The organism is Streptomyces sp. NPDC016469 (assembly GCF_040632905.1).
In the GTDB taxonomy this organism is placed as follows: domain Bacteria; phylum Actinomycetota; class Actinomycetes; order Streptomycetales; family Streptomycetaceae; genus Streptomyces.
Genome location: NZ_JBEYCQ010000002.1, coordinates 167740 through 184841 on the forward strand (window position 1 = coordinate 167740; position 17102 = coordinate 184841).

Annotated in this window: 17 protein-coding genes; 10 read left to right on the forward strand and 7 right to left on the reverse strand. The window is 71.1% G+C overall.

Annotated features, from left to right (window positions below):
* Window position 1 precedes the first annotated feature (1 nt).
* The 4 genes from ABZ565_RS02710 (at window position 2) to ABZ565_RS02725 (ending at window position 3430) form a co-directional block, all read left to right on the forward strand.
* Window positions 2–916: a F0F1 ATP synthase subunit gamma gene (locus ABZ565_RS02710; RefSeq protein WP_164399147.1), complete on the forward strand. Its 915-nt coding sequence runs from the start codon at window positions 2–4 to the stop codon at window positions 914–916.
* Window positions 916–2358: a F0F1 ATP synthase subunit beta gene (atpD, locus tag ABZ565_RS02715; RefSeq protein ID WP_161212584.1), complete on the forward strand. Its 1443-nt coding sequence runs from the start codon at window positions 916–918 to the stop codon at window positions 2356–2358. The genes ABZ565_RS02710 and atpD overlap by 1 nt, the downstream gene beginning before the upstream one ends.
* 109 nt (window positions 2359–2467) lie before the next feature.
* Entirely contained in the window at window positions 2468–2842 is a 375-nt protein-coding gene (locus ABZ565_RS02720) for a F0F1 ATP synthase subunit epsilon (RefSeq protein WP_265541067.1), read from the forward strand.
* Window positions 2843–2983: 141 nt separating this feature from the next.
* Window positions 2984–3430 carry a DUF2550 domain-containing protein gene (locus tag ABZ565_RS02725; RefSeq protein ID WP_361020025.1) on the forward strand — a complete coding sequence of 149 codons (447 nt, stop codon included), beginning with the start codon at window positions 2984–2986 and terminating at the stop codon, window positions 3428–3430.
* On the opposite strand, the gene ABZ565_RS02730 is transcribed toward ABZ565_RS02725, so the two are convergent.
* Window positions 3427–4500, reverse strand: a complete 1074-nt coding sequence (locus ABZ565_RS02730; RefSeq protein ID WP_361019647.1) for an alpha/beta hydrolase — start codon at window positions 4498–4500, stop codon at window positions 3427–3429. The two genes, ABZ565_RS02725 and ABZ565_RS02730, sit on opposite strands and share 4 nt — an antisense overlap.
* Before the next feature lie 101 nt (window positions 4501–4601).
* Here ABZ565_RS02730 and ABZ565_RS02735 point away from each other — a divergent pair, with 101 nt between their 5' ends.
* The gene (locus tag ABZ565_RS02735; protein WP_361019649.1) at window positions 4602–5348 is read left to right on the forward strand and encodes a TetR/AcrR family transcriptional regulator C-terminal domain-containing protein; all 747 of its coding nucleotides are present in this window, start codon (window positions 4602–4604) and stop codon (window positions 5346–5348) included.
* 72 nt (window positions 5349–5420) lie between these two features.
* Here the strand turns inward: ABZ565_RS02735 and ABZ565_RS02740 are convergent, their stop codons facing one another.
* The 3 genes from ABZ565_RS02740 to ABZ565_RS02750 all read right to left on the reverse strand — a co-directional run bounded on the left by ABZ565_RS02740 (window position 5421) and on the right by ABZ565_RS02750 (window position 9318).
* The gene (locus tag ABZ565_RS02740) at window positions 5421–7304 is read right to left on the reverse strand and encodes a glycoside hydrolase family 18 chitinase (RefSeq protein WP_361019652.1); all 1884 of its coding nucleotides are present in this window, start codon (window positions 7302–7304) and stop codon (window positions 5421–5423) included.
* Between the two features lie 179 nt (window positions 7305–7483).
* Window positions 7484–8134, reverse strand: coding sequence for a response regulator transcription factor (locus ABZ565_RS02745; protein ID WP_361019654.1), 651 nt, complete (start codon window positions 8132–8134; stop codon window positions 7484–7486).
* A complete protein-coding gene (locus ABZ565_RS02750) occupies window positions 8131–9318 on the reverse strand; it encodes a histidine kinase (protein ID WP_361019657.1) in 1188 nt (395 codons plus the stop codon). Before ABZ565_RS02750 ends, ABZ565_RS02745 begins: the two co-directional genes overlap by 4 nt.
* 94 nt (window positions 9319–9412) lie before the next feature.
* Between ABZ565_RS02750 and ABZ565_RS02755 the strand changes: the two genes are divergently transcribed.
* Window positions 9413–9958 carry a hypothetical protein gene (locus tag ABZ565_RS02755; protein WP_361019660.1) on the forward strand — a complete coding sequence of 182 codons (546 nt, stop codon included), beginning with the start codon at window positions 9413–9415 and terminating at the stop codon, window positions 9956–9958.
* On the opposite strand, the gene ABZ565_RS02760 is transcribed toward ABZ565_RS02755, so the two are convergent.
* Genes ABZ565_RS02760 through ABZ565_RS02770 form a run of 3 tightly spaced genes read right to left on the reverse strand, consistent with a single transcriptional unit; the run spans window position 9955 to window position 12090 of the window.
* Window positions 9955–10527 carry a cob(I)yrinic acid a,c-diamide adenosyltransferase gene (locus tag ABZ565_RS02760; protein ID WP_361019663.1) on the reverse strand — a complete coding sequence of 191 codons (573 nt, stop codon included), beginning with the start codon at window positions 10525–10527 and terminating at the stop codon, window positions 9955–9957. The two genes, ABZ565_RS02755 and ABZ565_RS02760, sit on opposite strands and share 4 nt — an antisense overlap.
* Before the next feature lie 13 nt (window positions 10528–10540).
* A complete protein-coding gene (locus ABZ565_RS02765; protein ID WP_361019666.1) occupies window positions 10541–11293 on the reverse strand; it encodes an ABC transporter permease in 753 nt (250 codons plus the stop codon).
* Window positions 11294–11310: 17 nt separating this feature from the next.
* The gene (locus tag ABZ565_RS02770; RefSeq protein WP_361019669.1) at window positions 11311–12090 is read right to left on the reverse strand and encodes an ATP-binding cassette domain-containing protein; all 780 of its coding nucleotides are present in this window, start codon (window positions 12088–12090) and stop codon (window positions 11311–11313) included.
* A 79-nt stretch (window positions 12091–12169) separates the two neighbouring features.
* Between ABZ565_RS02770 and ABZ565_RS02775 the strand changes: the two genes are divergently transcribed.
* The 4 genes from ABZ565_RS02775 (at window position 12170) to ABZ565_RS02790 (ending at window position 17063) form a co-directional block, all read left to right on the forward strand.
* The gene (locus ABZ565_RS02775) at window positions 12170–12811 is read left to right on the forward strand and encodes a TetR/AcrR family transcriptional regulator (protein ID WP_361019672.1); all 642 of its coding nucleotides are present in this window, start codon (window positions 12170–12172) and stop codon (window positions 12809–12811) included.
* Between the two features lie 132 nt (window positions 12812–12943).
* Window positions 12944–13792, forward strand: coding sequence for a 3-hydroxyacyl-CoA dehydrogenase family protein (locus tag ABZ565_RS02780; protein WP_073964852.1), 849 nt, complete (start codon window positions 12944–12946; stop codon window positions 13790–13792).
* Window positions 13793–14030: 238 nt separating this feature from the next.
* Window positions 14031–14354, forward strand: coding sequence for an STAS domain-containing protein (locus tag ABZ565_RS02785; protein WP_018102617.1), 324 nt, complete (start codon window positions 14031–14033; stop codon window positions 14352–14354).
* Window positions 14355–14600: 246 nt separating this feature from the next.
* Window positions 14601–17063 (forward strand): ATP-binding protein, encoded by a 2463-nt coding sequence (locus tag ABZ565_RS02790; protein ID WP_361019677.1) that lies wholly within the window; start codon window positions 14601–14603, stop codon window positions 17061–17063.
* Window positions 17064–17102 lie beyond the last annotated feature (39 nt).

Genomic DNA, 17102 nt, shown 5'->3' on the forward strand with positions numbered 1-17102 from the left:
GATGGGCGCTCAGCTTCGCGTTTACAAGCGCCGCATCCGCTCCGTCACCGCCACGAAGAAGATCACCAAGGCGATGGAGATGATCGCCGCCTCGCGCATCGTCAAGGCGCAGCGCCAGGTGGCGGCGTCGACGCCGTACGCGACCGAGCTCACCCGTGCGGTGACCGCGGTGGCGACCGGCTCCACCACCAAGCACCCGCTGACCACCGAAGCCGAGTCCCCGGCCCGGGCCGCGATCCTGCTCATCACGAGCGACCGCGGCCTGGCCGGCGGTTACTCCTCCAACGCCATCAAGGCCGCGGAGAAGCTGACCGAGCGGCTGCGCGGTGAGGGCAAGGAGGTCGACACATACGTGATCGGCCGCAAGGGTGTCGCCTACTACGGGTTCCGCGAGCGCAAGATCGCGGACTCGTGGACCGGCTTCACCGACAGCCCGACGTACGCGGATGCCAAGCGGGCGGCTGCTCCGCTGATCGAGGCGGTGTCCAAGGAGACCGCCGAGGGCGGCGTCGACGAGCTGCACATCGTCTTCACGGAGTTCGTGTCGATGATGACGCAGAACCCGGTCGACGACCGGATGCTGCCGCTCAGTCTCGGTGCCACGGAGCAGGAGACCGGCAAGGGCGAGATCCTGCCGCTCTTCGACTTCGAGCCGTCGGCGGAGGACGTCCTCGACGCCCTGCTTCCGCGGTACGTCGAGAGCCGTATCTACAACGCGCTGCTGCAGGCCGCTGCTTCCGAGCACGCCGCCCGCCGCCGCGCGATGAAGTCGGCCACCGACAACGCCGGTGAGCTCATCAAGACGCTCTCCCGGCTTGCCAACGCGGCCCGCCAGGCCGAAATCACCCAGGAAATCAGCGAGATCGTCGGCGGTGCCAGTGCGCTGGCCGACGCGACCGCGGGGAGTGACAAGTAATGACGACCACAGTTGAGACGGCCGTTGCCACGGGCCGCGTCGCCCGGGTCATCGGCCCGGTCGTCGACGTGGAGTTCCCCGTCGACGCGATGCCGGAGATCTACAACGCGCTGACCGTCGAGGTGGCCGACCCGGCCGAGGACGGCAAGCTCAAGACGCTGACGCTCGAGGTCGCCCAGCACCTCGGTGACGGCGTGATCCGCGCGATCTCGATGCAGCCGACCGACGGTCTGGTCCGCCAGGCCCCGGTCACCGACACGGGCACCGGCATCACGGTCCCCGTCGGCGACATCACCAAGGGCAAGGTGTTCAACACCCTTGGCCAGATCCTGAACAAGCCCGAGGCCGAGGCCGAGGTCACCGAGCGCTGGCCGATCCACCGCAAGGCGCCCAACTTCGACCAGCTCGAGTCCAAGACCGAGATGTTCGAGACCGGCGTCAAGGTCATCGACCTCCTCACCCCGTACGTCAAGGGTGGAAAGATCGGTCTGTTCGGTGGTGCCGGTGTCGGCAAGACCGTGCTGATCCAGGAGATGATCTACCGCGTCGCCAACAACCACGACGGTGTGTCGGTGTTCGCGGGCGTCGGTGAGCGCACCCGTGAGGGCAACGACCTCATCGAGGAGATGGCCGACTCCGGCGTCATCGACAAGACGGCGCTCGTCTTCGGCCAGATGGACGAGCCGCCGGGGACCCGTCTCCGCGTCGCCCTGGCCGGTCTGACCATGGCGGAGTACTTCCGCGATGTGCAGAAGCAGGACGTGCTCTTCTTCATCGACAACATCTTCCGGTACACCCAGGCCGGTTCCGAGGTGTCCACCCTGCTCGGCCGTATGCCGTCCGCGGTGGGTTACCAGCCGAACCTGGCCGACGAGATGGGTCTGCTCCAGGAGCGCATCACGTCGACCCGCGGTCACTCGATCACCTCGATGCAGGCGATCTACGTCCCCGCGGACGACCTGACCGACCCGGCGCCGGCGACCACCTTCGCCCACCTCGACGCGACGACGGTTCTCTCCCGTCCGATCTCCGAGAAGGGCATCTACCCGGCCGTGGACCCGCTGGACTCCACGTCCCGGATCCTGGACCCGCGGTACATCGCCGCGGACCACTACGAGGCCGCCATGCGCGTCAAGGGGATCCTCCAGAAGTACAAGGACCTCCAGGACATCATCGCGATCCTCGGTATCGACGAGCTGGGCGAGGAGGACAAGCTCGTTGTCCACCGGGCCCGTCGCGTCGAGCGCTTCCTGTCGCAGAACACCCACGTCGCCAAGCAGTTCACCGGCGTGGACGGTTCGGACGTTCCGCTCGACGAGTCGATCGCCGCGTTCAACGCGATCTGCGACGGTGAGTACGACCACTTCCCCGAGCAGGCGTTCTTCATGTGCGGTGGCATCGAGGACCTGAAGGCCAACGCCAAGGAGCTCGGCGTCTCCTGAGCCCCCGGCTCACCGAGGGGGGCGGGTGCGTCCCGTCCCCCTCACCACGCCCCGTAGAATTGACCCAACACCCGGCACGACCGCCGGGTGGTGACCCGAGGAGCCACCCTTGGCTGCTGAGCTGCACGTCGAGCTGGTCGCCGCGGACCGCAGTGTCTGGTCCGGCGAGGCCACCCTGGTCGTCGCGCGCACCACGTCCGGCGACATCGGCGTCATGCCCGGTCACCAGCCGCTTCTGGGTGTGCTGGAATCGGGCCCGGTGACGATCCGTACGAGCGAGGGCGCGACCGTCGTCGCGGCCGTGCACGGCGGTTTCATCTCGTTCGCCGACGACAAGCTGTCGCTTCTCGCGGAGATCGCGGAGCTTGCCGACGAGATCGACGTCGAGCGCGCGGAGCGTGCGCTCGAGCGTGCGAAGTCGGACACGGACGGCGCTTCCGAGCGGCGCGCCGAAGTGCGACTGCGTGCGGTGGCGGCACACTAGCCACCCCACGACATGGCTTTACCCTCAGCCGCGGCCCGTGCCGGAGACCCCTCCGGACCGTGTCGCGGCTGAGGCGATGCGGATGCAGATGACGTACGGACGGTAATCCGTTCACTCGACGACGCGAGGAGGTCGGTGGAGATGTACCTCGCGCTGTGGGTGGGCGGACTGGTCGTCGCACTGGTCGTACTGGGACTCTTCGTCTTCGGTCTGCGCCGGCGGCTGATCCAGCGCTCCGGCGGGACCTTCGACTGCAGTCTCCGGTGGAACGTACCCGAGGAACCCGACCTGTCCGGCAAGGGCTGGGTATACGGCGTAGCCCGGTACAGCGGCGACAAGGTGAACTGGTTCCGGGTCTTCAGCTACTCGCCGCGCCCCCGCCGGGTCCTCGAGCGGTCCGCGATCGAGGTCGTGGCCCGCCGGATGCCGGAGGGCGAGGAGGAGCTGGCGCTGCTCTCCGACGCGATCGTGCTCGGCTGCCTCCACCGGGAGACCCGCCTGGAGCTGGCGATGAGCGAGGACGCGCTGACCGGCTTCCTCGCCTGGCTGGAGGCGGCCCCGCCCGGCCAGCGGGTGAACGTCGCCTAGCGGTTCGCGGCGACGGCAGGGCGGACCCGGGTCAGCATCAGGTCCAGGAAGCGGTCCGGGTGCCGGAACGACGCGAAGTGGCTCGCGTCCTCGATGAGCGCGAAGTCCTTGGCCGGTGCCGTGACGGCCTCGTAGAACGCGCGCGCCGGAGCCGGTGGCGTCAGGACGTCGTGCGCGCCCTGGAAGACGAAGAACGGCAGGGCGAAGTCGGTGCCCTCGGCCCACTCGTCGATCGTCACGGCCTCCGGCGCCACCCGCTCCGAGAAGGTCATCCCGCCCATGTAGGAGCGCAGCCCCCGCAGCGTGTGCAGCGGTGAGAACCACAGCGAGCGGACCACCACCGTCTTCATGGTGTCGTAGGTGAGCGGGTCGGACGTGACGACGATCTTCGCGTGGGCCGACCACTGGTCCGGGGTCCAGGCGGCCGGGTCGGGGCCCATCGCAGTGACGGCGGCCAGGTCCTTGCGCTTTCCGGCCGCCCGCAGCCGCTCCAGCAGGACCTGGTGCCCGCCGTGGTCGCGGCCGCCCGCGTTGATGTTCTGGTCGGTGCCGACGTACGCGGAGTACCGCTCGGGGTGGCGGCGGGCCAGCCGCAGTCCGACCACGCTGCCGAACGAGTTGGCGACCAGCAGCACCTGGTCGACGCCCATGCGGGAGCGGATGTGGTCGGTGACCTCCAAGGCGTCCTCGTACAGCCGGTCCAGGGTGACGTCGCCCTGGCCGTCGGGGCCGTGCGCGGCGAAGGTGCGGCCGGCACCGCGCATGTCCCAGCGGACGATGGTGAAGTGCTTCTCCCAGCCCCGGGTGCGCGGCAGGAAGATGTGGTTGGAGGCTCCGGGGCCGCCGTGGATCTCCAGGATCACCGGGTTCGCGCGGTCGTCGCCCCGTACGGAGATCCACTGGTCGATGCCGCCGATCCGGACGAATCCCGACTCCTCGATCCCGTGCGGTGCGGTGATGCGCAGTTTCCTGGCGTTGGCGGTGCGCTTGAGCTGCCGGTAGCCGAGCATTCCCGCGGCCGGGCCGGCTATCAGAGTGGCGGCGGATGCGGTGATGAGCGTGGTCAGCATGGCTGACTCCTTAAACTGTTTATGGTGTAAGCGGTAGTGCTTAAGATATATACAGTTGTTCGGAGGGTGTCAACCATCCGACCGAGACCAGGGAGAGCGCGATGGCCGGGGCAGCCGGGAGAAGCAAGCGGGCAGGGCCGAGGGACATGCGGGCCGGGGTCGAGCTGCTCTGGGGGGAGCGGGGGCAGCCCGCCCGGGGCCCCAAGCCTTCGCTGACCCCGGGCAGGATCGCCGACGAGGCGGTCGCGGTCGCCGATGCGGAGGGCCTGGAAGCGGTCTCGATGGGCCGGGTGGCGGCCGGGCTGGGGGTCTCGGGGATGGCGCTCTACCGCTATGTGCCGGGCAAGACCGAGCTGGTCGAGCTCATGGTGGAGGTGGCGCTCGCCGACGTACCCGACCTCGCGGACGCGGGCCCGGGGTGGCGGGAGCGGCTGGCCGCCTGGAGCCGGAGGTCCTGGCAGGTGTACGCGGACCACCCCTGGCTGCTCGCGGCCACCGCGATGCGCCGGCAGATCATGGGCCCCCACCAGCTGGGCTGGCTGGACGCGGCCCATGCCGTGCTGGAGCCGACGGGGCTCGGCGCGGCCGACCGGCAGCGGGTCGTCCTGCTCCTCATCGGCCAGGTGCGCAGTCTCGCCCAGCAGACGGCGGACTTCGACGCGGAGCACGCCCGGGAGTGGGGCCGGCTGACCGGCGAACTGCTGGAACGGCACGCCGACCGGTTCCCCGCGCTCACCCGGGCCATCGCGGCCGGGGCGTTCGAGTCGGACGGCGCCGAGTCGTTGGACTTCGGCCTGACCCGCATCCTCGACGGTGTCCAGGCGCTGATCGACGAGGCGTCCCCGTAACGATGGAAAAGCCGGGGAGACAGGGGGCGGACCTGTCTCCCCGGCGTCTTTCGGGGGGCTGAGCCTCGGGGGTTACTTGAGGCCGGTGTTCATCGCGCTCACGAGTTCACCGTTGCTGGTGTCCCCGCTGAACTCCCAGAAGAACGCGCCTCCCAGGCCTTGGTTCTTCGCCCAGGCCATCTTCGACTTGATGGTGGCCGGGGTGTCGTAGCTCCACCAGTTGGTGCCGCAGTGGGCGTACGCGGTGCCGGCGATCGTGCCGGTGGTCGGGCAGGTGTTCTTGAGGACCTTGTAGTCCTCGATGCCCGCCTCGTACGTGCCCGGGGCGGCGCCGGTGGCGGTGCCGCCGGGCGCGTCCTGGGTGACGCCGGTCCAGCCGCGTCCGTAGAAGCCGATGCCGAGCAGCAGCTTGGACGCGGGGACGCCCTGGGCCTTCAGCTTGGCGATGGCGTCGGCGGAGTTGAAGCCGGCGATCGGGATGCCGGAGTACGAGTTCAGCGGGGAGTGCGGGGCGGTCGGGCCCTTCGCGTCCCAGGCGCCGAAGAAGTCGTACGTCATCACGTTGTACCAGTTGAGCGACTGCGCGGCGCCGGCGTAGTCCGCCAGGTCGATCTTGCCGCCCTGGGAGCCGTCGGCCGTGATGGCGGCGGTGACCAGGTAGTCCTTGCCGAACTTGGTGCGCAGCGCCGAGGTGAGCTTCTTCAGCGCGTCCGGGCCGCTGGTGTCACAGGTCAGGCCGCAGGCGTTGGGGTACTCCCAGTCGATGTCGATGCCGTCGAAGACATCGGCCCAGCGCGGGTCCTCGATCAGGCTGTAGCAGGAGTCGGCGAACGCGGCCGGGTTCTGGGCCGCCTGGCCGAAGCCGCCGGACCAGGTCCAGCCGCCGAAGGACCACAGCACCTTGATGTGGGGGTACTTCGCCTTCAGTTTGCGCAGCTGGTTGAAGCTGCCGCGCAGCGGCTGGTCCCAGGTGTCGGCGACGCCGTCGACGGACTGGTCGGCGGTGTACGCCTTGTCGTAGTCGGCGTAGGAGTCGCCGATGGTGCACTTGCCGCCCTGGACGTTGCCGAAGGCGTAGTTGATGTGCGTGATCTTCGCGGCCGAACCGGACGTGTCCAGGTTCTTGACGTGGTAGTTGCGCCCGTAGACGCCCCACTCGGCGAAGTAGCCGAGGTTGACCTTGTCGCCGGTCTCGTTGCCGCCGTCGTCACCGCCGCCGGTGGTGTGGACCTTGACCGCGCCGCTGACCGGGCCGGTCTGGTCGGCGGTGTCCCGCGCCTGCACGCTGTACGAGTAGTCCGTGCCCGCGGTGAGGCCGGTGTTCGTGTACGTGGTGCCGGTGACCGTGGCGACGACCGCGCCGTCCCGCAGGACGTCGTAGTTCTTGACGCCCTTGTCGTCGGTGGCCGCACTCCAGCTGAGCTTCACCGAGGTGTCGGTGATGCCGCTCGCGGTGGGGGTGCCCGGCGCCGAGGGGGCGTTGTCGCCGGGAACCGTGGGGCCGCCGTCGCAGGAGGCGCCGTTCAGCTTGCAGTTGGTGGCGGCGCCGCTGCCGGAGCCGGTGCCGTTGAAGCCGAAGGAGACGCTGGCGCCGGGCGCGATGGTGCCGTTCCAGCCGACGTTCTTGGCGGTCCAGTGGTTGCCCGTGTGGGTGACGGTGGCGTCCCAGGCGGAGCCGACGCCGGTGCCGCTGGGGAAGTCCCACTCGATGGTCCAGGAGCTGAGGGACGTGGTGCCGGTGTTCTTCACCGTCCACTGGCCCTCGAAGCCGGTGCCCCAGTCGGACTTCTTGAGGTACGTGGCCGTGGCGGAGGTCGCCGCCTCGGCGGGGGAGGCCATGCCGACCATGGCGGCAAGGGGAAGGAGCAGTGCGGTGAGGCTCGCGACGGCTCTGGTTCTGGTGGCTCGACCGGACCCGAGTCTGAATCGGGTCCGGCGGGGGGTCTCAGTGCTCAACGGTGCTCCTCGGGTGAGGTCCGGACATACGGGGTGGTCCGTGAACTGCAACCCTGCGCCGCCCTGAGCCCGCCTTTGTCATGGCAGGCTCACCGCAGTGTGTTCGGTGAGATTAAGAAGGTCTGGACCAATCGTCAAGAGGTCCAGACCAAAGATCGCGACCGTCCGCTGAATAAACCTCAGACTCCCAACTCCTGCGCCAGCACCGCCGCCTGGACCCGGCTGCGCAGCTCCAGCTTCCCCAGCAACCGGCTGACGTGCGTCTTCGCCGTCGCCTCGGCCATGGACAGCCGTTCGGCGATCTCCGCGTTCGACAACCCCTCGCCGAGGCACCCCAGCACCTCGCGCTCCCGCCGGGTCAGCGCCTCCAGCACCGAGGCGTCCGGAGCGTCCGCCGTCCGTCCGGCGGTGGCCCCCGCGAACTCCGCGATCAGCCGCCGCGTCACGGCCGGGGCGATCAGCCCCTCGCCGCGCGCCACCGTGCGCACCGCGTCGAGCAGCCCGGCCGCCTCGGTGTCCTTCAGCAGGAACCCGGAGGCTCCCGCCCGCAACGCCCCGAACACGTACGCGTCCAGGTCGAACGTCGTCAGCACCAGCACGTCCGCCAGCCCCTCGCCGGTCACCTGCCGGGTGGCCGAAACCCCGTCCAGGCGCGGCATCTGCACGTCCATCAGCACCAGGTTCGGCCGCAGCTCCCGGGCCAGCCGCACCGCCTCCTCGCCGTCCCCGGCCTCCCCGACGACCTCGATGTCCGGCGCGCTGCCCAGGATGAGCACGAGCCCCGCCCGTACCGCCGTCTGGTCCTCCGCGACCAGCACCCGGATCCTCATGGCTCCCCGTCTCCTTCCTCCACGGGCAGCTCCGCCCGTACCCGCCACATCCCGTCCTCCGGGCCGGCCTCGAACTCCCCGCCGAGCAGCGCGACCCGTTCCCGCATCCCCACCAGACCGGCCCCCGACCCCGGCGCGCGCGGCCCGGGCCGCTCCCCGAGCACGCTGCTCACCCCCACCGTCAGCCGCCGCCCCGCCTGCCCCAGCCGCACCGTGACCGGGCCCGGCGCCGCGTGCTTGAGCGCGTTGGTCAGGGACTCCTGCACGATCCTGTACGCGGCCAGCTCGACCGGCGCCGGCAGGGGTGCCCCGCCGGCCCTGGTGTCCTCCAGTACGCAGGTCAGCCCGCCCGCCGCCGCCGCGGCCCGGTGCTGCTCGATCAGCGCGTCCAGCGAGCCGAGCGTCGGCGAACTGCTGGGCTCCGGATCGGCCCCGCCGGTGCGCAGCAGCCCGATCAGGCGGCGCATTTCGGCCAGACCCTCGACGCTGTTCTCCCGGATCACCCCGAGGGCGGTGCGGGAGGTCTCGGGGTCGCCGATGGAGAGCGCGGCGGTGGAGTGGATCGCGATCGCGGACAGGTGGTTGGCGACCAGGTCGTGCAGTTCCCGCGCCATCCGGGCCCGCTCGGCGGTGACCGCCTGGGTGCGGTCCATCTCCGCGAGCAGGGCGGTCTGGTCGGCGCGCAGCCGGGCGGCCTCGGCGGCGTCCCGGTGGTTGCGCACGCTGACCCCGGTGAGGGCGGGCACGAAGACGACGAGGGCGGTGACGATGCCGATGAGCAGGGCATCGGGGCTGCGGAACCAGGCGAGCGAGCCGATGGTCACGACGAGGGAGATCAGGAAGGTGACCACCGGGATGCGGCGGGCGGCCGCCGGGGTCCCGTACAGCACCGCCGCGTACATGATGTCGGTGTACATCGCCACGGTCGCCAGGTTGCCGTGGGTGCACTGGTCCGCGACGAGCGCAACGGTGCCCACGGCCAGGGCGGTGCGCGGTGAGGTCCTGCGCAGCAGCTCCGCCCCCGACATCACCACGAGCGGGACCAGCGGCAGGCGGGTGTCCCCGAGGACGTAACCGCTGCGCATGTAGAGGTTCAGCAGCCACAGCACCAGGCCGCCGAGCAGCCCGGCGACCGCGATGAGCACGTCGTCGCGGTGGGGGCGGGGGAGGGAGAGAGCCGGCACTACATCGAAGTATGCAGTCGGGTCTCGTCACCTGGGCCGACGTTCCGGCCCCGCGCGGCGGCCAGGCTGGAAGGGAGCGAAAAGGAGCGGACCCGTGATCGTCACACTGATCGTCGCCTGCGAGATCGCCTTCTGGGTGCTGCTGGCCGCCGGCCTGGCCCTGCGCTACGGAGCGCACAGGCCGCGCCTGGGCGCCGCCGTGCTGCTGTGCGAACCGGTGCTGGAGCTCGTCCTGCTCGCGGTCACCGCCGTGGACCTGAAGAACGGCGCCGAGCCGGACTGGAAGCACGGGCTCGCCGCGGTCTACATCGGCTTCACGGTCGGCCTCGGGCACTCCACCATCAAATGGGCCGACGCCCAGGTCGCGCACCGGTTCGCCGGCGGCCCGCCCCCGGTGAAGCCGCCGAAGTACGGCAAGGCGCGGGCGGTGTACGAATGGAAGACCGCCGGCCGCTGGACCGTGGCCGCCGCGACCGCGCTGGCGCTGCTCCAGGCGGCCGTCTGGTACGTGGGCGGCGACGGGGACGTGAGCTCGCTGCGGTCCTGGCAGCGCACGATGCTGCTGGTGATCGGGATCAATCTGGTGATCGCGGCGAGCTACACGGTGTTCCCGAAGCGGGTGCCGGGACCGGATGCCTAGCGCTCGCCGCCCGGCACCCACAGCACGTCCCCGACCTCCTTGTTCGCCACCCGGGCCAGGATGAACAGCAGGTCCGAGAGGCGGTTGAGGTAGGTCGCCGTCAGCGCGTTCATCACCTCGCCGTGCACCTCCATCGCCGCCCAGGTGGACCGCTCGGCACGCCGGACCACGGTGCACGCCTGGTGCAGCAGCGCGGCGCCCGGCGTACCGCCCGGGAGGATGAAGCTGCGGAGCTTCTCCACCTGCTCCAGGTAGTGGTCGCAGTCGGCCTCCAGCTTGTCGACGTACGACTGCTCCACCCGCAGCGGCGGGTACTTCGGGTTTTCCACCACCGGCGTCGACAGGTCCGCGCCTACGTCGAACAGGTCGTTCTGTACGCGGACGAGGACCTTCACGACGTCCTCGTCCAGCTGCCCGAGGGCGATCGCGGTGCCGATGACCGCGTTGGCCTCGTTGGCGTCGGCGTACGCGGAGATCCGCAGATCGGTCTTGGCGGTGCGGCTCATGTCACCGAGGGCGGTGGTGCCCTTGTCGCCGGTACGGGTGTAGATGCGCGTCAGATTGACCATGCGGCCAGCCTAGTTAGGCCCCGGCCTTCCGGAAGACACCTGTGCCCACCGTCACGGCCGCGGCGGCGAAGCCCAGGGCGACCAGGGTCCCGTACAGCATGTGCGGGGTGGTGTACGAGCCCGTGTACGCGTCCCGCACCGCGTCCACCAGGTAGCGGAACGGCGTGAAGTGCGAGAGGACGTCCAGCCACTTCGGGCCGAGCGTCATCGGCAGCATCAGGCCGGAGAGCAGCATGGCGGGCATGGTGAGCGCGTTGATGACGGGGCCGAACTCCTGCGGCGTGGAGACCCGCATGGCCAGCGCGTACGAGAGCGAGGCCAGCGAGACCGTCAGCAGGCCGACGAACGCGAAGCCGATCAGCACCCCGGGCAGCGGCGCGCGCAGTCCCATCAGTACGGCGACGAGCACCAGCAGGACCGCCTGGAACATGAAGAGCAGCGCGTCCCGCAGCACCCGGCCCAGCAGCAGCGCCGCCCGGCTGACCGGGGTCACCCGCATCCGCTCGACCACCCCGGTCGACTTGTCGATGATGAGGCCGAACCCCGCGAACGAGGCGCCGAACAGCCCGAGCTGGAGCAGCAGTCCGGGTACCAGGACCTGCCAGGAGTCGACGTCGTCCCGGCCGAGCGGCAGCTCGGTGAGCAGCGGCCCGAAGAAGAGCAGGTAGAGCAGGGGCATCAGGACGCCGAAGAGGATCTGGAACTTGGAACGCAGGGTCTGGCGGGCGTAACGCCCGAAGATCAGCGCGGTGTCGTGCAGCAGCATGGGATTCCTGAGGGAGGTCAGACCGCGAGGGGAGCGGTGTCGGCGGCGGGGGCGCGTCCGGTGAGGGCCAGGAAGGCGTCCTGGAGCGTGGCGTCGGGGGAGCCCGCGTAGCGGGTCTTGAGGGCGGCCGGGGTGCCCTCCGCCGCCACCAGGCCGCCGTCGATGACGACGAGCCGGTCGGCGAGCGCGTCCGCCTCGTCCAGGTAGTGCGTGGTGAGCACGACGGTGGTGCCGTGCGCGTCGCGGAGCCGGCGCACCAGGTCCCAGAGGTCGGCGCGGCTGCCCGGGTCGAGCCCGGTGGTCGGCTCGTCCAGGAAGAGCACGGCGGGGCGGTGGGTGAGCCCCATGGCGATGTCGAGGCGGCGGCGCTGACCGCCGGAGAGGGTCGCCGTCCGCCGGTCGAGCAGGTCCGACAGGCCCAGTTCCCCGGCGAGTTCAGCGGCCCGGGCGACCGCCGCCGCCTTGCCGAGCCGGTACATCCGCCCCTGGGTGACCAGCTCCTCCCGCACGGTGGTGTGCGGGTCGACCCCGCCCGACTGGGCGACGTAACCGCACTGTGCGCGTACACCCGCCGGATCACCGACGAGGTCGCGGCCGGCGACGGTGGCCGCGCCGCCGGTGGGGGAGAGCAGCGTGGTGAGCATGCGCAGGGTGGTCGTCTTGCCCGCGCCGTTGGGACCGAGCAGGCCGAGGATCTCGCCGGCCGCGACGGTCAGGTCGAGGCAGCGGACGGCCTCGACGGGGCCGGACTTGCTGATGAAGGTCCGGGCGAGCCCGGACGTACTGATGACGGTCATGCGCCCACAAAAACAGAGTCACTGCAAAAATGCAATGACTCCAAATTTACAGAGACACCAGGCGGCCTACGATGGACGCATGGCTGAGGGACTCAGGGAGCGCAAGAAGCGGCAGACCAGGCAGCACCTCTCGGACGTGGCCACCGGCCTCTTCCTGGAGCGCGGCTTCGACGCGGTGACGATCGCCGAGATCGCCCACGCCGCCGACGTCTCGGTCAACACCGTGTACAACTACTTCCCGGCCAAGGAGGACCTGTTCCTCGACCGGAGCAAGGGCGTCGTGGAGCGCCTCTCGCGGTACGTCAGGGGCCGCGACGAGGGCGAGTCCGCGGCCGACGCCGTGCTGCGGGAGCTGCGCATCCAGGTCGAGGGCGTGTCGCCCACCGTCGGGCTGATGGAGGGGTACGCGCGCTTCATGCGGGTGATCGAGGAGGCCGACAGCCTCAAGGCCCGCCTCTGGCACATCCAGCAGGAGGCGGCGCGGCACCTGGAGGCCACCCTCGTGGAGGTGAGCGACGCCGGGGCGGGGGACCGGACACCGGTTCTGGTGGCCGGTCAGCTCTCCTGGGTCCACGGCACCCTCATGGGGTACATCGGGCAGGAGATGGTGGCCGGCCGCGGGCCCGCCGAGGTGTCCCGGGACGCGCTCGTGCTGCTGGACGACATCGAGGACCTGCTGGGCGAAAAGGTGCTCAACTACGCCCGGCGCACCGCCGAATGACGGCCCCCGGTGTGATGTCCGTCATTTGAGACGTGACGCGCATCTCTTCGCGGCCCCAGCACCCGCCCCGGGTACTAACCTCCGCCGGAGGGCATGGACCAGAACCAGCGACACATACAGAGGGGTGCCAACGTGGCCAGGAAGCTCGCCGTCATCGGAGCCGGACTCATGGGGTCCGGCATCGCGCAGGTCTCCGCCCGGGCCGGCTGGGACGTGGTGCTGCGCGACGTGACCGACGAGGCCCTGACCCGCGGCCGTGACGGCATCAAGGGCTCCTTCGACAAGTTCGTCGCCAAGGGCAAGCTGGACGCGGCCGACGCCGAGGCCGCGCTCGGCCGGATCACCACGACCACCGATCTCGACGCCGTCGCCGACGCGGACATCGTGGTCGAGGCCGTCTTCGAGAAGCTGGAGGTGAAGCACGAGATCTTCCGGTCGCTCGACAAGATCGTCCGGGACGACACCGTGCTCGCCTCGAACACCTCCGCCATCCCGATCACCAAGATCGCGGCCGTGACGGAGCGCCCGGAGCGCGTGGTCGGTGTCCACTTCTTCTCGCCGGTCCCGATGATGCAGCTCTGCGAGCTCGTACGCGGCTACAAGACCAGCGACGAAACCCTCGCCACCGCGCGGGAGTTCGCCGAGTCCGTCGGCAAGACCTGCATCGTCGTCAACCGCGACGTGGCCGGCTTCGTCACCACCCGGCTGATCTCGGCGCTCGTGGTCGAGGCCGCCAAGCTGTACGAGTCGGGCGTCGCCACGGCCGAGGACATCGATGTCGCCTGCAAGCTCGGTTTCGGCCACGCGATGGGGCCGCTCGCGACCGCGGACCTCACCGGCGTCGACATCCTGCTGCACGCCACGAGCAACATCTACACCGAGTCGCAGGACGAGAAGTTCGCCGCCCCGGAGCTGATGCGCCGGATGGTCGATGCAGGTGACATCGGGCGCAAGAGCGGGCAGGGCTTCTACACCTACTGATCATTTTCGGTCCGGTCCGGCTGATGCGCTGTCAGCCAGGCCGGGTGCCGTTCGGGGGAACGCCGTCCGGAACCACTGGTTCCCTCAGCGTTCGCGACCGTCCCGCATCACTCCTCGGAGTGAATTCGGTATCGGTTCGCTTACAGACGGCAACTACCCTGTCGCTGCCACAGTCAGTTGGGGCAGAGACAGTTTCGGACAGACGGACCGGGCCACGGAGCATTCCAGGGGAGCGCATATGCACATCAGGGGCGACCACGCCGAGCTGGTCGTCGGGGGCCGCCTCGACGTCCGAAGCGCGGCGGACGCCCGTACGGTCCTGCACTCGGCCCTGGACGACGGCGTCGGCGATCTGGTGCTCGACCTGACCGAGCTGGATTCGTGGGACGCCACCGGTCTCGGCGTCATCATGGGCGCACACCGCAGGGCCGGGCGCGCCGGACGGCGCCTCGTGCTGCGCGGCGTGCCTCCGCAGATGCAACGCCTCCTGGTGGCCACCCGGCTGCACCGCATCCTCGCCATCGAGGGCGGGATCGCGGCGGAGTCGCTGCCGCGCGTCTGACGGGCGTACGGGGACACCCCGTGCCCCCTCGGTGACCGTACGGCGAGAAGGCACACAATCCTCACGAGACCGTGATCTCGGGACGGCGCGCCACCCCGGATGGTCGTGGATACTGTGCGAAGGTTTAGGGTTCGGCCGTCTGCCGATTGACGGACCCGACCCGGCGGACACCGGACCGTGGGCGGCATCAGGACGTGCGAGGCCGGGAGGGACAACCGCGCTCGACACGTCTTGGGGGCTTTGGCGATGGACCCGATACACCGGGGGCCGGATGAGTTCGGCCACGACAGCAAGGACTTCGCCGAGGAGGCCGGCCGGCGTCGCCCTTCGCGCGATCCACTGACCCCGGATTTCGGTCAGCAAACACCGCAGCAGGTCCGGATGGCCACCCTCGTCGCCGGCGATCTGACGCTCACCGTCAACCCCGTCGACGGCAGCGAGGTCGAGCCGTGTCCGCCCGGTGAGCGGCCCGCCGCCCCCGTCCGCCGCACCCCCGCCGAGCGCACCGCCCGCGCCCGCGCCGCGGCGCCCCCCGTGCCGCCCGGCCCGCACGTCCCCCAGCTGCCGCTGCTGCGGCGCGACGAGGAACGCGAACGGCTGACCCGCCTCCTCGCCCGCGGCCGCTCCGTCCGGCTCACCGGACCGGCGGGTTCCGGCCGTACCGCCCTGCTCGACGCCGTCGCCGCCGACTGCGCGGACTTCGCGCCCGACGGGGTCGTCCGCCTCAGCGGTCACAAGCGCACCACCACCGACCTGCTGTACGCGCTCTTCGACGCCGTCCACGACGCCCCTCTGCACCGGCCCGACCGGACGCTCCTGCTGGAGACGCTGCGCTCCACCGGCGCCGTCGTCGTCCTGGACGACCTGGAGTTCGGCGGCGCCGCCCTGGACGAACTGCTCGACGCGACCCCCGAGTGCGCGTTCCTGCTCGCCGCGACGCCCGACGTCGCCGCGCCCGGCGCCGACTCCGCCCTGGAAGAGGTCTTCCTCACCGGCCTCGACCGCGCCACCTCCGTGGACCTGATGTGCCGGGTGGTCGAACGGCAGCTCACCGAGGAGGAGGCCAACTGGGCCGGAGACCTCTGGTTCGAGTCCGAGGGCCTGCCCCTGCGCTTCGTCCAGGCGGGTGCGCTGCTGCGCCAGCGGGACCGGCTGCGCACCGACGCCGGCGCGTACGACGAGTACGGCTATCTGGAGAACCGGCCCGCCGACGCGCCGCCCGTGCCCGCGCCGGCCGGGGAATCCGATGTGCCGCTGCCCAGCCTCGGCGAGGGCGCGGCGCCCGCGGCCCTGCTCGCCTCCCGGTTGAGCGACGCCGCCCGTGACACGCTGCGGTTCGCGGTGGCCCTCGGCGGTGAGGTGCCGCACCAGGCCCATCTGCCCGCGCTCGTCGGGGACACCCACGCCGACGCCGCCCTCGGCGAGCTGGCCGGCTGCGGGCTGCTCTCCCCGTCCGGCTCCCGCTACCGGCTGGCCGCCGGGGTCCTGGCCCAGCTGACGGCCGCCGGTTACGAGGACGGTGCCGTCGACCGGGCCCGCACCGCCGCCCAGCACTACGCCTGGTGGACCGGGCACCCCTCGGTCACCGCCGAGCGGGCGGTCGCCGAGGCCGACGCGATCATCGCCGCCATGGGCCGGCTGGTGCCGGGGGAGGGGGCCGGAGGGACGAGCGCCGCCGTGCTCCTCGCCCGCAGCGCGGCGCCCGCCTTCGCGGCCGGGCTGCACTGGGGGGCCTGGGAGCGGGCCCTGCGGATCGGCCAGGAGGCCGGGCGGCTCGCCGGGGAGGTCGCGGAAGAGGCGTACTTCCACCACGAGTTGGGCGTCCTCGCGCTCTGCACCGGTCACCCCGACCGCGCCAGGGCCGAGCTGGAGACCGCCATCAGTATGCGGGGGGCGCTCGCCGACAAGAGCGGTGCGGTGGCCGGGCGGCGTGCCCTCGCGCTGGTCGAGGACCGGGCCGGGGGTGGTCCGGCGGCGGCGGACGACGGGGCCTTCGAGGCGTCGCCGCCGCTGGGGGTGCCGGCCCTCGTCCCGGTCTCGATGACGAGCGCGTTCGCCGACACCGCGGTGGTGCCCCGGCAGGAGCCGGTGCCCGCACCTGCGGCGGACGGCGGCAAGGGCGCGGCGCGGGGCGGGCCGCTGGCCCTCATCGGCGGTGCCCGGCGCAACCTGGTCGCCGCCGGGGCGGGGGTGCTGCTGGCCGGGGTCCTCGGCACGGTGGTGACGCTCGGCCTGACGTCGAGCAGCGACCCGCAGGGCGGGGCCGGTACGTCGTCGACCGAGCAGGAGGTGCCGGACGACGACAGCATCTACGACGCGGATGTGGAGCCCGGGGAGCCGGCGGACGGGCCCTCCACGAGCGGGGCGCCTTCGGGGTCCGCGTCCTCGTCGGCCTCGGTGACGCCGTCTCCCACGGGGAGCGGGTCGGCGGCGGCCGGTGAGGTGTCGCCTTCGGCGACGTCCTCGGCGCCGGGTACGCCGTCGTCCCCGGGGTCGCCGTCGTCGCCCCGGGCGACGGAGTCGTCGCCGAAGCCCTCGTCGTCTTCGCCGACGCCCACGAAGACGGCCACCTCGCCGTCGACGCCCCCGTCGTCTGCGTCGCCGACGGATACGGAGCCGGAGCCGGAGGAGCCGCCCACGAAGCCGGATACACCGGAGCAGGCGAGCGACAGCCCTTCGGGAACCCAGGGCCTGTCCGACAGGCCCTAGGTCTGAGCCCCGTCCTCGGGGGCGTCCGGCCCTCGGCCC